The organism is Pseudomonas sp. NFPP24 (assembly GCF_900112095.1).
Lineage (GTDB): Bacteria > Pseudomonadota > Gammaproteobacteria > Pseudomonadales > Pseudomonadaceae > Aquipseudomonas > Aquipseudomonas extremorientalis.
Window position 1 is genome coordinate 34,862 of sequence record NZ_FOKD01000016.1, and the last position, 13,355, is coordinate 48,216.

Below are 13,355 nucleotides of genomic sequence, written 5' to 3' on the forward strand. Positions count from 1 at the left end.
ATGGTGCTGCTGGCCTGCGCCCTGTTGTTGCTATCCGCCGCGGTACTGGTGGGAGGCCAGGTGCTTGAACACCGCCGGCGCGATCGACGGGTCGCCGAGCGCTTGCAAGGGCGGACGGCCAGCGACCACAAACTCGGTAGCTTCATGCGTCAACTGGGGGGAAGCGCCCTGGCCCAGCGCTCGGTCAGCCTGGACAACGAGACTCAGGTTCTCCTCAACCGGGTCGGTTGGCGCAAGGCCAGCCAGCGCTCGCTGTTCGCCGCCTTCCAGATCGGTACGCCAATTGTGCTGCTGGGCCTGACCCTGCTCGGCCAGCAGCTATTGTTTGCGCACGCGGCCCCCGCATGGATTGCGCCGATGTTTGCCGTGGGCATCGGCTACCTGCTGCCCAAACGCGTGCTCGCCGCTGCGGCCAAGTATCGCCAGCAGACCATCGCCAAGGAAATTTCAACCTTCATTCCACTGCTGCGCATCCTGTTCGAATCCGGCATGGCGATTGAACAGTCGCTGCGGGTGGTGGGCAACGAAGCCCAACGCCTGCTCCCCGCGTTGACGCATGAACTACGCCTGATCCTGGCACGGGTCGATTCGGGGCTGGAGCTGGGCGAGGAACTGGGCAAGACCGCACGCCTGCTGGAGGTGGATGAGTTCACCGACACCTGCATCATCCTCCAGCAATTGATCCAGCAGGGCGGCGGCGCGATGAAGTCCCTGCTGGCCCTCAAGCAACTGCTCGACGACCGACGCCTGACCCGTTTGCAGGAATACATCTCGAAGATGTCGGCAAAAATGTCGGTGGTGATGATGGTGTTTCTGTTCCCCGCTTTGTTGATCGTGCTCGGCGGCCCGGCCTTTATCGGCATCGCCCGCGCGTTGAGCCACTTTTGAGGAGACCTTGATGAAAGCATTGATTGCCGGCCTGACGCTGTTGATGCTCGGCGGCTGCGCCACCAACGGCCAATCGCCCTGGGCGGCGCTGACCTCACCGGGCAGTTGCACCAAGCCGAGCGCGGACCAGGAGCTGGCGCTGAACCTGTCCGACGACCTGGCCAACGAAGGCAAGCTGCACGCCAGCCTGGCCAACCTGCAAAACCTGCCCGAGTCCCTGCCCCAGGTGCGCCAGCGCAAGGCCCGCACTTATCGCCTGCTCGGGCGCAGCGAAGCCGAGCCGCTATACCGCAGCCTGCTCGGCACCTGCATGACGGCCGAAGGCGAGCACGGCCTCGGGCAGTTGGCGGCCGCCAGCGGCGACAACGGCCTGGCCATGACCCACTTGCAACGGGCTGCGCAGCTGGCCCCCACTGACGAAAAGATCCGCAATGACTTGGGCGTGGTCTACCTCAACCAATTACGGGTGGAAGACGCCCGCTTTGAATTCATGACCGCCATCGAACTCAAGCAAGGCGACCCGCTGGCCGCCGTCAACCTGGTCACACTGTTGATCTACCAGAACGACTGGGGGCAAGCGGCCAAGGTCGTCAGCCAGTTGGGCCTGAGCCGCGAGCAGTTCACCGAGGCCCAGGCCCGCGCGGAGAAACTCAAGGCCACCGGCGTGGCGGCACGCAAAGTCGCGGCAGTCAGCCAGGCGCTGCCGGTGACCCTGAAGTAAGGAGAGCGAGATGACAGCACATTACTTAATCGCACTGGCGCTGCTACCGCTGAGCGCACTGGCCATCGAGCCGGGCCCGTCGTCCCCCTATCAGGCGGAGACGGAAAACTGGATGGCCTTGCAGGTCGATGGGCGCGCAGCTTCCGCCACGCCGCAACGAACCACGCCCGCAGAACGGGAACAGGCCATGCAGCGTTGGCTGGACAGCAACAAGCATCCGATTCCGGAGTTCTTCGAGTCGCAATCGGGCGGGTCTTCCAAGGGTGGGAAGAGTCAGTAACCGTCAGTGCGCCGTCACCCGTTGCCGCGGCGCCGAGATAGTCGGCGACAGGGCCAGTGCCAGCTGGGTACGGTTATGCATATGGGTGAGGCGCAGCACCTGGGACACGTACAGCTTGACGGTGTTCTCGGTGATCCCCAGTTCACAGGCGATCTGGTAGTTGGTCTGGCCCTTGCCCACCAGGCGCGCAACATCGAGCTGGCGCGGCGACAGCTGGTTGAAGATGGTCGGGATTTCGATCGGCCCGGCATCATCGACGACCGGCTCGCCCTCATCCGCCAAGCCGGCGCCAGGGCTGCGCCGCACTTTGTCGAGGTCCTGGTACAAATCGTTGATGGATTCGGAAAGGTATTGCAGCTTCTGGTTCAGGTGCCCCAGGTGCAGCTCCTTTTGCCGCTCCTCCAGCGCCGCTTCCTGGCGTTGCAGGCCTTCGAGCAACTCATCGAGGTTGATCGGCTTCTGGTAGTAATCCGAGATCCCCGCGCGCAGGGCCTTGATCACGTCCTGTTTGTCGGCACGCCCGGTGAGCATGATGGCCTCGAACGCGCGCTGCTTGCCCGCGACCTTCTGCATGGCCTGCACCAGCTCGATGCCATCCATGTCCGGCATATGCAGGTCGCACAGCACCAGGCCGATCTCGGGGTCTTCACTGAAGCGCTGCAAGGCGTGTCGACTGGACTCACATGGGACGCAGCGGTAGCCGCTGCCTTCAAGAAATTCGCAGAGCTCTTCCACGATCAACGGCTGATCGTCGACCACGAGCACTTTTACTGCCGAGGTAAGCTTGTTCACGCGCTACTCCATGCCTGGCAAGCAAATGGGCAACCCATCCATTTGGACAAAAAACAACTTACGGATACTTCATAAACGTAGACGTACTTTTCGACTATGTACATAGCGGTAGAGCGGTTGTTCGACTAATGGATCCAAAGCCAGTACAGCACAAATCCTGTCAAGACAAACGGGGCAAATGGCTGTTTGGTCGACACCTGCGCATCTGCCCTCCCCCGACGCGCCCCAAGCCTTTGACTCACAAGCACCCAGCACGCCTGAAAGAGCGCCGCACCGATCAACGACCACAGCAAACAGTCCAGCGTACTGGCCAGGGCCAGGGCAGCCAGCAGCTTCACATCTCCCGCACCAAAGCGGTCCAGCGCATACCCGGGCAAGGTCAACAACAGGGCCAGGGCAAACGCCCAACCGCCCTCGCTGGCGGGCACTCCGAGCCAGGTCGTGCCCGTCCACAGCAAGAAGATCAGTGCCAACAGCGCTGCCGTCAGGGTCAAGCCATTGGCGATCTGCCGCTGGCGGATATCCTGCCACGCACAGAGGACCAGCCAGAGCAGTATCACCACGCCGTGGATCACGTAAAAAACATCCCTTTTCGCTGATTGATTCTATGCTGATATCAAGTAGTAGCCGTCAGGGTAGACGCAGTCATGAAAACAGGCCTGCCTGGAAAGCAAAAAGGTGCGGCGGCGATTGAGTTCGCCCTGGTCTTCACGATCTTTTTTGCCGTGTTCTACGGGTTGATCAGCTATAGCCTGCCGTTGCTGTTGATGCAGTCGTTCAACCAGGCGGCGGCGGAGGCCGTGCGCCAGGCCCTGTCGGTGGACCCGATAGCCGCCGGCACCGCTTACGGCACGCAGGTGACCGACCGTGCCAAAACCACTGTGATAGAGCAGTTGAAATGGATCCCGAGCAGTTTCCAGTTCTCCCCCAGTTACATCAGCAGCTCCTATAACGGCGCCACGACCACGCTGACCGTGGCAATCAACTACCCGACTACCAACCTCTATTCCGTGTTCCCGGCGCTGGTGCTGCCGGGGATCGGCACCGTCCCGAGCCTGCCGGCCAACCTGTCCGCCAGTTCGAGTCTGCAGTTTTGACGTCGGGGGACAAACTCTTCGGCCGCCTGCTCGGCCGCGTCAGCGCGCCGCCCCTCGATATGCCGGGCATGCCCATGCCAGGCCTGCAGGTGCAATTGGATGCTCAAGGCCACGTGCTGGGTATCCGCGGCACCCTGCGCTCACAGCTGGCGACCCACGCCATCGGCGAACGTCGGCCGCCACTGCGTGAGCTGCTGTGCGCCGACAGTGCCCTGGATATCGAAGGCAGCCCTGCCGACTGGCAACACCAGAACCTGGACCTGGACTTCCAGGGCGCAACCGGCCAGGTGCTGCACACTCGCGGCTGGATCGAACCCGACGGTGATGAATGGAGCCTGCGCCTGCAGGACGTGGGTGATTTACTGGCCGGCCGGCAACTGGCCCAGCACCGCGAACAGAACCATCAACTCGCCTGCCACATGAGCGAGCAGTTGCGGGTGTGCAGCCTGACCCGCCTGCCCGAGGTGTTCAACGAGCACCTGCGCAGCCTGGCCCAGCGCTGGCACATCCCCTGCGTTGCCCTGGCCCTGCTCGATGATGAAGACCGGGGTTGGCGGATCTACAGCCAGTACGCCGCCCACGACGCCCCCGCCTTGTGGCAGGCCGGCCAACACCTGGGCATCAGCCTGGACAGCGTCAATGGCAACGTACCGTTGAGCCTGGCCCGGGAGCGCAGCGATAACCCGCGTCTGCACAGTATTTTCGGCGATGCCGACGGTTTTCTGGTGCCTTACCGTGACAGTCAGGGCGTCGCCGCCTGGTTGCTCTGTGGCCCATACAACGGCCAGCAGCACACCAACGACCGCGACTGGCTGAATCTCACCGCCGCCCTCGCCGCCCCCCTGCTGAGCCGGCTGCGCGAGCAGCGCTATCACCAGCAGCTCGACCGCATGGAGGCGTTGCAGGGCCTGCTCGGCACCGGCTGGTGGGAGCTGCTGCCGGCCACCCACGAAATTCAGCTGGCCCCGCAGTTGCTGCACAGCCTCAGCCTGGAAGACGGTCCGACCCTACAACCTTTGAGCCAATGGCTGGAATTGATTCACCCCGCCGATCGCCAGGCCCTCGACAGCCGTCTGCACGACCTGCTGGCCCTGGGCAAACCCTTGCTGACCAGCGTGCGCCTGCAACGCACCGACGCCGAGCACCACCCGCTCTGGTATCGCGTGCAGGGCCAGGTGCTTGGCGTGGGTGACAGCCGCCGCTGGATCGGTTTCATGCTCGACATCAGCGACATCAAGAACCAGCAATTGCAAGCCGCCGCCGCCCATGCACGCCTGGACAACCTGATCGCCAGCTCACCGGCCGTGATCTATGTGCAGCGCTATGTCGACGGCGCCCTGCATCCGGCTTTTTTCAGCGACAGCCTGCTACCGCTGCTGGGCTGGACCTTGGCCGAGTGCAACCACGACAGCCTGGCGTCCTTGATCCACCCCGAAGACCGCGACCGGTATTTCGAGCGCAGCCGCCAGTTGCTTCGCGAAGGCAGCGTACGCAGTCGCTACCGCCTGCGCGACAAACAGGGCCACTACCACTGGCTGCTGGACGAGGCCAAGTTGCTGCGCGATGACTTGGGCCTGCCGGTGGAAGCCGTCGGCCTGTGGCTGGATGTCACCGAGGCGACCCTGGCCGCCGAACAGATCAAGCAAAGCGAAGAACGCTATCGCATCCTGGTCGAAGACTCCCCGGCGATGATCTGCCGCTATCGCCCCGACCTGACCCTGACCTTCGGCAACACACCGCTGGCCAATTACCTGGAATGCCCGCCCGCAGAGCTGCCAGGGCTGAACCTGGGCCACTGGATGTCGCAGGAACAGCGCCAGGCGTTTGTGCAGCGTATCGGCCAATTGAGCGCGGAATTCCCGGTCAGCACCGCCGAAATCAGCCTTGAACTGCCGGGGCGCGAACACGCCTGGTGGGTCTGGTCGGACCGTGGCGTGTTCGATGAACAGGGTACGCTGGTGGAGGTGCAGGCGGTGGGCCGTGACAACACCGAAGTGCGCCGCTCCCAGCAGCAACTGACGCAAAGCGCCAAGATGGCCACCCTGGGCGAAATGGCCACCGGTCTGGCCCATGAAATCAACCAGCCGCTGAACGTGATGCGCATGGCCGTCGTCAATGTGCTCAAGCGCCTGGGCAACGGCGATGCGCAGATCGACTACCTCACCGAAAAACTCCAACGCATCGACACCCAGGTGCAGCGCGCCACGCGGGTGGTGGACCATATGCGGGTGTTCGGCCGCCGCTCGGAAATCGAACAGCAACCCTTCGACCCGTCACAGGCCGTGGAAGGCACGCTGTCACTGCTCGGCGAGAGCCTGCGCGGCAAGGGCGTTGAGCTGCGGATCACCCCGGCGGACGTCCAGGTCCAGGTCAAAGGCTATGTCGATCAGCTTGAACAGGTGTTGATCAACCTGATGGTCAATGCCCGTGACGCGCTGTTGAGCAAACGGGGAAAACACCCCGAATTTCGTCCCTGGATCGCAGTGCATTGCGAACAGGACAGCCGCCATGTGCGGATCTGGGTGGAAGACAACGGCGGCGGGATTGACCCACGGTTGCTGGAGCGGATTTTCGAGCCGTTCTTTACCACCAAGCCGATCGGCGTGGGCACGGGGCTCGGGTTGTCGGTGAGCTACGGCATTGTGGAAAACATGGGCGGACGCTTGAGCGTCGCCAATGGCGAGCACGGCGCGAAGTTTTGTGTGGAGCTGCCGATCAGCTAGATCACCAGATAGGCGCGGCCCATGTGGCAACTGAGGTTGGCGCCGACTTCGGCGTTGCCGAGGTTGACGCCCAGCGCTGCGAGCAACGTATTGACGATAGGGTCGAGGATCGGCGCCAGGACGTTCTGGACCAGGCTGACCACCGAGCTGACGATGGTCGCCAGTGCACCGGTGACTGTACTGTTCGGCGTAGCGGGCGTGCTCCCCGTAGGTGGGACATAGGTGACCTGCAGGCCGTTCAAGGTAGCGCCCAGGCTGTTAACGATATTGGCGGTGCCGGGTGGGCTTTTGTAGATCGTCGCCGCATTGACGTCATTCACCGGCGAAAACAACACCGTATTGGTTTGCGCCCCCACGGTGGACAACGCCCTCAGGTTCAAGCCACCGCCAACGCCGGCCGTGCGAGGCCCGCACACCAGGGTCAGCAGGCAAAAGCGTTGGCCAAAGTCGATCAGCCGCACCGGCTGCACATTGACAGGCGCAGACGATGAAAACGCCGACACCGGATCAACATAGCCGACGCCCAGGGTGGCGAGTGACGTGGTGGCCTGCACCGTCAACGACTTGGTGGCCGGTGTGGCGCAACTGAAGTCTGTCACGTGGCTCTCCGCGCTGGCCGCCTCGATATAGATGGATAAAGTCGTGGTGATATCCACATCAGCCACATTGCACCCGACTATGCACACGACACCGGCCACCACATCGAGCAGGTTCAGGTTCAGCAAACCGCCGACCACCTTCGACACAGGCGTCGCCAGCCCGGTCAGTATCGATGAAACCCCCGAGACCACCTTGATGATCGGCGCATCGATGGTGACCAACGTGCGTACCTGGGCAGTTCGTACAAAAATCTGGTCCGTCGGCGGATTATTCAAAAGCCCAGCCTTGGCCTTGGCCGGATTGCCAAACGCAGACAGTTGCGGCGGCTCGATGACTTTGGTCTGGACCGAGACGGTGCCAACCAGAGGAATATTCACCTGCGCTGCCGCACCGACCGCACTTTTGCTACTGGATAGCTGCGCCACGGTCTCCAGCAACTGAAACAGCTGCACACTGGTATTCAAGGCAGCCGCTGGTGTACCGGTAGCGACCTTCAACAGATCGCCCACCTTCAAAAGCTGGGTATTCGGGGCAATGGCTTTCACTGAAATGACATCGTTGATCACCGCCGTGGCGACCGCGCCGTTTTTTTGCAGAACCTTCACCGCTGCGTCGAGCAACTGGCTGGCGGATACGGCGGTGCTCAGCAACGCGTCGTAGTCCCCCGCCTTGACGTTCAATTGAACCGCCAACTGGTCCAGGTAACCGAGCAGGTTCACGTTCGTCGTCAGCAAGCCATTCCAGCCCGCAGCGGTCAGGGACAGGCTGCCGCCCAGCAGATTGCCGATGACCATGTTCAATAGCGGGGAGTTGCCGGAGTTCACTGAGGCCAGGCTGCTGCGAATCGTCAGTTGCGCCACCGGCGGTGCATAGGCGGCCACGGCGGTGGCACTCAGCGTCATCTGGGTGGAGACCGGCGCGCCACTGAACATGCCCCACAGCCCACTGGCGATGCTGGTGATTACGCTGCGCGTGGCGACCACGCGCACGGCATCGTTCTTGGTAGCGTCGGCAGTGAATACACGGACATTGCCGGCATTGGTGGTCAAGGTGCCGCAGGTGACGGCCAGGCCACGGCTGCTGTCGCCAGCGACCACGCTGAAACCGTTGCGTGTGGCGTTCTGCACGGCGTAGTCATTGGCGGTGGTGGCGGGTGTGCACAGGCCGCCACGGCTGGCGGCTTCCAGCGCGGCGCTGTCGGCGACGGACTGCAGCTTGCGCTTTTCCAGATAGAGACGGCCGCTGTCTACCGCCAGCAGCATGAAGACCATGGCCAGGGCCAGGGTAGCTGCCGCCATCAGGCCAATCGCACCACGCTGCCTGTAACCAAGTCGGGGAGACATCAGGCACTCCTTAGCGCTTACTCTCCGTAGATGGTTTTGAGTGTAGACAAGGGCTGGCCCGTTGCCATAAATCGGTTTTGGGGGGTTGAGGGGCCGCTTCGCAGCCCAACGCAGGGCAAGCCTGCTCGCCACGGCAAGCCTGCTCTCCACAAGCCCGCCTGCCACAGCGAGCCCGCGCCTGCCGAGGTTAGTGAGGGGGGTAGCTGGAGAGGACGCGGGTGACGGTGGTGCGGATGGCTTTGTCACGGTCCTGAGGGTTGGGCGAGGTGGCCATCATCTGTTCGTCGCTGCCGCGCCAGACCAGTTTGCCGTCCTTGCCATCGAGCAGGTCGATCTGGATGGTCGCCACTTTGTAGGTGATGTTCCGCGTTTCGTTGTACATCGGCGCGCCCCAATAGCCATTCCACGGGCCGCCCCAGGCGCCGCCGTAGTTGGTGGTGACCTGCTGCTGGCGGTCTTCGACGATCAGGTAGGCCTGCACGTTCAGGTCAGCCTTGCTGCCCGGCGCCGCAGGGCGCAGGCCGCGCTGGTCGAGTTGTTCACCCACGGCCTGGCGGATGCGTTGTTCAGTGAGGTCGCTCTTGATGCGCGGGTCATCCGGGCGGTATTGCAGGGCCGGGTCTTTCCAGGCCCAACTTCGGTAGGCACCGAAGTCCCGGCTGGCGTCAAAATCGTGGTTGACTTGGCTGGTCTGGCAACCGCCTAGCAGCACAACAAAAGCGAGCGTAGCGATACGACGAAACATGGTTGTTCTCCAAAGAGCGACCCGCGCCAAAGATGAGAATAGCGGTTAACTGGGAGGATACGCCGTCATTGCCTTCTGCACCGCCTGGCGCAAGGCATCCGCCCGTTCACTGAGGCTTCCCTGGCTGCCCGTCTCTGCGCTGGCGCTCCACACCGGCTGACCGGTGCGGGCATCGAACAGGTTGACGCGCACCACCACGACCTGGACTTCATAAGTGCGCACGATCGGCACCGAGTTGTACATGCCATAACCGTTGCCGTAGCGGTTATAGCCGCCATAACCGTAGCCGTAGTCATCCTGGACTTGCTTGAGACGCTTATCCAGGCGCACGTCGGCGCTGACGAAAAGGTCCGCCGGGCGGTTGTCATGCAAGGGGCGCAGGCCGCGCTGGTCGAGGGCGCCGCTGACCGCCTCGGCGATCTGCGCCGAGTCGGCCCAGGCCGTGCCCGCCGGAAGCTGGCCGTTGCGCCAGGCCCAATTGCGGTAGGCACCGTAATCGCGCACCGGCGCCGGGTAGGCACTGGCATCAAAGGTGTGGGCGGCCTGGGGCGGCGCCGGTGGGATCGGCGCCGACGCGGCAACATAAGGATTGGGGCTTGAACAGGCGCCCAACCCCAGGGACAACAGGATCAAACAGAGACGACGCATTTCGACCTCCGCAGACTGGGCCGCTTAAACCGGACGGCAGATCCAGTGCAAATAACGCCCAAGTCCGGCAAAGCTTGGGTGACGACGGTGAGCGAGTTCCATCTCTACAAGGTCCTGCAAATCCGCACGGGCCTGGAATTCCACCGGCATATAGTCGTGGAACACCCGCACGCCACTTTGGCTTTCGACCTGCCAAAGGCCTTCGAGTTGCGCCGCCAATTCTCGTGGGTCCAGCGGTTGTTGCGGCGTGAGGCTCTGCTTTTCGCCGGCCATGTCATTCTTGCGCATTTTGCGGAAGTGGCCTTTGAGCAGGTTGCGATAGATCAGCGCATCACGGTTGTAGAACGCCAGGGATAGCCACCCACCCGGCGCCGCGAGTTGGTGCAGTACCGGCAGGATTGCATGGGGCTCGGCCAGCCATTCCAGCACGGCATGGCACAGCACCAGGTCGTAGGGTTCGGTGAGCTGGCCGAGCAGGTCTTGCCAGGGCGCATGGATAAACGTCGCGGTCTGCCCCGCCTCGGCGAAACGTTGGCGGGCGCCTTCGAGCATCGGTTCGGCGGGTTCGGCCAGGGTCACCTGATGCCCTTGCTCAGCCAGCCACAACGACATATGGCCCAGGCCCGCGCCAATATCCAGCACACGCAGCGGGCGCCTTGGCAAGGCTTCGGTGAGGTCGGCCTGGAGCACCGCCAGGCGGATCGCGCCTTTGGCACCGCCGTAGATTTTCTCGGCGAAGCGCGTGGCCAACTGGTCGAAATGACGGTCACTCATGGGCAAACCGCCGTTCGCTGTCGGCCAGTTTGGCGCGCACCACTTCGTTCATGTCCAGGCCCAGCTCACTGCACAGCAACAGCAGGTACAGCACGATATCGCCGACTTCCTGCCCGGCATGGGCGAGTTTGTCGGCCGGCAGCTGGCGCGACTGGTCTTCGGTCAGCCATTGGAAGATCTCCACCAGCTCGGCCATTTCCACGCTGGCGGCCATGGCCAGGTTTTTGGGGCTGTGGAACTGCTTCCAGTCGTTGGTATCGCGGATGCGGTGCAGGCGTTCGGTGAGGTGTTCGAGGTTCATGTGGCAGGCTCCTGAAGGTGGATAGCTTCGGGGGGAATGGCCTTCAAGGCAAGTGAACCTTTGGGCTTGCCCTCGATAGCGATCTAATCAACGACGCTGAACTCGACGCGCGCGGTCTGCCCGGCTTCGTCGAGGACACTGAGTTGATAGCGCCCCAGTTGCTCAAAACTGGCATTGATAAAGTCCTGGTTGGCACTGTCGCCCAGGGGCGCGCCGTTAAGGAACCACCAACGCCGGCCGCTGCCGCCCAACGCAGAGAGTTTGAGGCGCAGCGCCTGTTGGCTGGCGGCGGGCAGGCGCAGTTGGTCACCTTCACGCACGCCAACGATGGATAAAGGTGAAGAGGCGGCCAGCGCCGGTGGCGGGCAATCGGGGTCGGCCGCGGGAATGCGCGCTTCGCGGCGTTCGGCCCTGGGCAGCCAAGGCTCCAGGGGCGCGGGCCACAGGGCGATGCTCCTGGGCTCGGCACCGGGGCAACGGGCGTCCACCCGCAAGCCCTTGGCATTGACCCACACACTTTCCATCAAACCCACGCTCAACGGTTGGTCCAACGCCTGCAAAGTGGGTGGCGTGGTGTTGTCCAGGGTCCAGGCAAAGCGCTGGCGGCGGCAGTTGGGATCGCTGCGGTTCATCGGCTGGCCCAGCGGCCAACAGATCGCGGCCACACCGACATTCGCCGGCACCGGCTTGACCGGTGCAGTGATACCGCGCTGGCTGTCGCGGTTGGTCAGCACATCGTGCACCTGCAACATCAGCGGTGCGGCCGAAGCCAGGCCGAACTGGCCCGGCACCGGCGTACCATCCGGGCGGCCGATCCACACGCCGATCAGGTAACGCGGCCCCACACCGATCGCCCAGGCATCGCGAAAGCCGTAGCTGGTGCCAGTCTTCCAGGCCAGCACCGGGCGCTGCACCAACTCGGCACGCGGGTCGCGGTCGGGTCGCGCCTGGCCGCTGAGGATGCGCCGCACAATCCAGGCGGACCCTGGCGACAGTAATGGCCGTTCCCTGAGTGTATCGTCCGGCTGCAAGCGAAGAGTGGCGCTTTTGCCGTCCCGGGCGAAGGCGCTGTAACCACTCACCAGGTCTTCCAGGCGGCTGCCCGCCCCCCCCAGGATCAGCGCCAGGTTCGGCTCGGCCAATGCAGGCAATGCCAGCGGCACGCCGCCGATGCGCATTTCGGCGGCGAACCGCTTCGGCCCATAGGCTTCCAGCAACTGTACCGCCGGGAGGTTGAGCGAGCTGGACAGCGCCGTACTGGCCGGCACTGCACCGGTGAAGCCCATGGAGAAGTTGCCCGGCCGGTAATCGCCATACCGTCGGGGCACGTCCTGCAGCAGGGATTCGGAGTGGATCAGCCCATCGTCCAACGCCATGCCGTACAAAAACGGCTTTAACGTGGAGCCCGGCGAACGCAGGGCACTGATCATGTCCACATGGCCGAAGCGCTTGGCGTCGTTGATATCCACCGAACCGAGGTAGGCCCGTACGGCCATGGTTTCCTCCTCCACCACCAAGATCGCGGCGGAGGTGTGCTCCGGCAAACGCGCGCGCCAGCCCAACAGCAAATCTTCCAGGCGACGTTGCAGGGTGGCGTCCAGGGTGGTGCGGATCAGCGACGGGCTGTCGGGGCGGTTCAGGCGCCGTGCGAGCAAGGGCGCCAGGCTCGGTTCCAGGCGCGGCGCGAGCAACAGCGGTTCTTCCAGGGCCTCATCGACGGCGGCTTGCGGCCACACCTGGAATTCGGCGAGGCGGCGCAGCACTTTGTCGCGGGCGTCCTGGGCGCGTTGGGGGTGGCGGTCCGGACGCAAGCGGCTGGGCGCCTGGGGCAGCACGGCGAGCAAGGCGGCTTCGGCGTGGGTCAGCTGTGACGGCGACTTGCCCAAGTACGCCCAACTGGCGGCGGCCACGCCCTGCAACGTACCGCCAAACGGGGCGCGATTCAGGTAGAGGTTGAGGATTTCTTCCTTGGACAGGTGCCATTCCAGCTGTGCCGTGCGCCACAACTGACGCAATTTGCCGTGGAAAGTGCGCGAATGCGGATCCAGCAAGCGCGCCACCTGCATCGACAAGGTGCTGCCGCCAGACACCACCCGCGCGCCGGTCAGGTTCTGCCAGGTCGCCCGCACCAGCGCCAGCGGATTCACGCCGGGGTGCTGGTAGAACCAACGGTCCTCATAGGTGAGCAGCGCATCCAGGTAATACGGCGACACCTCGCGGGTCTGCACGGGGTAGCGCCACACACCGTTGGCATCGGCAAACCGCCACAACGGCGTGCCATCCTCGGCCAGCACCACCCGCGCCAGGTCATCCTTGGGCAAGGGCAACGGCCAGATGCGGTCGGCCAGCCAGAGCAGGGCGATCACCAACAAAAGGCTGGCCAGGGTCCAGCGGGCAACTAAACGCAAACTCAAACGGGCAAACCTCTATGCTGGTAGGGAAC

13 protein-coding genes are annotated in these 13,355 nt (G+C 63.6%); 5 read left to right on the top strand and 8 right to left on the bottom strand.

Going from position 1 to position 13,355, the window contains the following annotated elements:
• From BM026_RS26470 to BM026_RS26480, 3 genes are read left to right on the top strand one after another with little or no spacing between them, the layout of a single operon-like run.
• Window positions 1-888: a type II secretion system F family protein gene (locus BM026_RS26470; protein ID WP_093514660.1), complete on the top strand. Its 888-nt coding sequence runs from the start codon at window positions 1-3 to the stop codon at window positions 886-888.
• Window positions 889-898: 10 nt separating this feature from the next.
• A complete protein-coding gene (locus BM026_RS26475; protein ID WP_092249996.1) occupies window positions 899-1,609 on the top strand; it encodes a tetratricopeptide repeat protein in 711 nt (236 codons plus the stop codon).
• A gap of 10 nt (window positions 1,610-1,619) precedes the next feature.
• Window positions 1,620-1,889: a DUF3613 domain-containing protein gene (locus tag BM026_RS26480; RefSeq protein ID WP_092249993.1), complete on the top strand. Its 270-nt coding sequence runs from the start codon at window positions 1,620-1,622 to the stop codon at window positions 1,887-1,889.
• Between the two features lie 3 nt (window positions 1,890-1,892).
• Here BM026_RS26480 and BM026_RS26485 read toward each other — a convergent pair whose 3' ends face one another.
• The gene (locus BM026_RS26485) at window positions 1,893-2,681 is read right to left on the bottom strand and encodes a response regulator transcription factor (protein WP_093514659.1); all 789 of its coding nucleotides are present in this window, start codon (window positions 2,679-2,681) and stop codon (window positions 1,893-1,895) included.
• Between the two features lie 125 nt (window positions 2,682-2,806).
• On the bottom strand, window positions 2,807-3,256 hold the full coding sequence (locus BM026_RS26490; RefSeq protein ID WP_093530622.1) for a prepilin peptidase: 450 nt from the start codon (window positions 3,254-3,256) through the stop codon (window positions 2,807-2,809).
• 72 nt (window positions 3,257-3,328) lie between these two features.
• Between BM026_RS26490 and BM026_RS26495 the strand changes: the two genes are divergently transcribed.
• The gene (locus tag BM026_RS26495; protein WP_092249984.1) at window positions 3,329-3,778 is read left to right on the top strand and encodes a TadE/TadG family type IV pilus assembly protein; all 450 of its coding nucleotides are present in this window, start codon (window positions 3,329-3,331) and stop codon (window positions 3,776-3,778) included.
• Window positions 3,775-6,501, top strand: a complete 2,727-nt coding sequence (locus BM026_RS26500; protein WP_092249981.1) for a PAS domain-containing protein — start codon at window positions 3,775-3,777, stop codon at window positions 6,499-6,501. The genes BM026_RS26495 and BM026_RS26500 overlap by 4 nt, the downstream gene beginning before the upstream one ends.
• On the opposite strand, the gene BM026_RS26505 is transcribed toward BM026_RS26500, so the two are convergent.
• The 6 genes from BM026_RS26505 to pbpC all read right to left on the bottom strand — a co-directional run bounded on the left by BM026_RS26505 (window position 6,498) and on the right by pbpC (window position 13,326).
• A complete protein-coding gene (locus BM026_RS26505) occupies window positions 6,498-8,444 on the bottom strand; it encodes a pilus assembly protein TadG-related protein (RefSeq protein ID WP_093530624.1) in 1,947 nt (648 codons plus the stop codon). The two genes, BM026_RS26500 and BM026_RS26505, sit on opposite strands and share 4 nt — an antisense overlap.
• A 187-nt stretch (window positions 8,445-8,631) precedes the next feature.
• The gene (locus BM026_RS26510) at window positions 8,632-9,189 is read right to left on the bottom strand and encodes a DUF4136 domain-containing protein (protein ID WP_093530626.1); all 558 of its coding nucleotides are present in this window, start codon (window positions 9,187-9,189) and stop codon (window positions 8,632-8,634) included.
• A gap of 45 nt (window positions 9,190-9,234) precedes the next feature.
• A complete protein-coding gene (locus BM026_RS26515; protein ID WP_093530628.1) occupies window positions 9,235-9,837 on the bottom strand; it encodes a DUF4136 domain-containing protein in 603 nt (200 codons plus the stop codon).
• 24 nt (window positions 9,838-9,861) lie between these two features.
• Window positions 9,862-10,611 carry a methyltransferase gene (locus tag BM026_RS26520; protein WP_071491589.1) on the bottom strand — a complete coding sequence of 250 codons (750 nt, stop codon included), beginning with the start codon at window positions 10,609-10,611 and terminating at the stop codon, window positions 9,862-9,864.
• Window positions 10,604-10,912 carry a MazG-like family protein gene (locus BM026_RS26525; protein ID WP_003188211.1) on the bottom strand — a complete coding sequence of 103 codons (309 nt, stop codon included), beginning with the start codon at window positions 10,910-10,912 and terminating at the stop codon, window positions 10,604-10,606. The genes BM026_RS26520 and BM026_RS26525 overlap by 8 nt, the downstream gene beginning before the upstream one ends.
• An 83-nt stretch (window positions 10,913-10,995) precedes the next feature.
• Complete coding sequence (gene pbpC / locus BM026_RS26530) at window positions 10,996-13,326, bottom strand: peptidoglycan glycosyltransferase PbpC (protein WP_093530630.1); 2,331 nt, start codon at window positions 13,324-13,326, stop codon at window positions 10,996-10,998.
• Window positions 13,327-13,355: the final 29 nt, after the last annotated feature.

Bases quoted from the DNA above. Each gene is read 5' to 3' on its own strand.
- BM026_RS26510 (WP_093530626.1), bottom strand. From the start codon at position 9,189: ATGTTTCGTCGTATCGCTACGCTCGCTTTTGTTGTGCTGCTAGGCGGT.
- BM026_RS26480 (WP_092249993.1), top strand. From the start codon at position 1,620: ATGACAGCACATTACTTAATCGCACTGGCGCTGCTACCGCTGAGCGCA.
- BM026_RS26520 (WP_071491589.1), bottom strand. From the start codon at position 10,611: ATGAGTGACCGTCATTTCGACCAGTTGGCCACGCGCTTCGCCGAGAAA.
- BM026_RS26495 (WP_092249984.1), top strand. From the start codon at position 3,329: ATGAAAACAGGCCTGCCTGGAAAGCAAAAAGGTGCGGCGGCGATTGAG.
- BM026_RS26475 (WP_092249996.1), top strand. From the start codon at position 899: ATGAAAGCATTGATTGCCGGCCTGACGCTGTTGATGCTCGGCGGCTGC.
- BM026_RS26470 (WP_093514660.1), top strand. From the start codon at position 1: ATGGTGCTGCTGGCCTGCGCCCTGTTGTTGCTATCCGCCGCGGTACTG.
- BM026_RS26515 (WP_093530628.1), bottom strand. From the start codon at position 9,837: ATGCGTCGTCTCTGTTTGATCCTGTTGTCCCTGGGGTTGGGCGCCTGT.
- BM026_RS26505 (WP_093530624.1), bottom strand. From the start codon at position 8,444: ATGTCTCCCCGACTTGGTTACAGGCAGCGTGGTGCGATTGGCCTGATG.
- BM026_RS26525 (WP_003188211.1), bottom strand. From the start codon at position 10,912: ATGAACCTCGAACACCTCACCGAACGCCTGCACCGCATCCGCGATACC.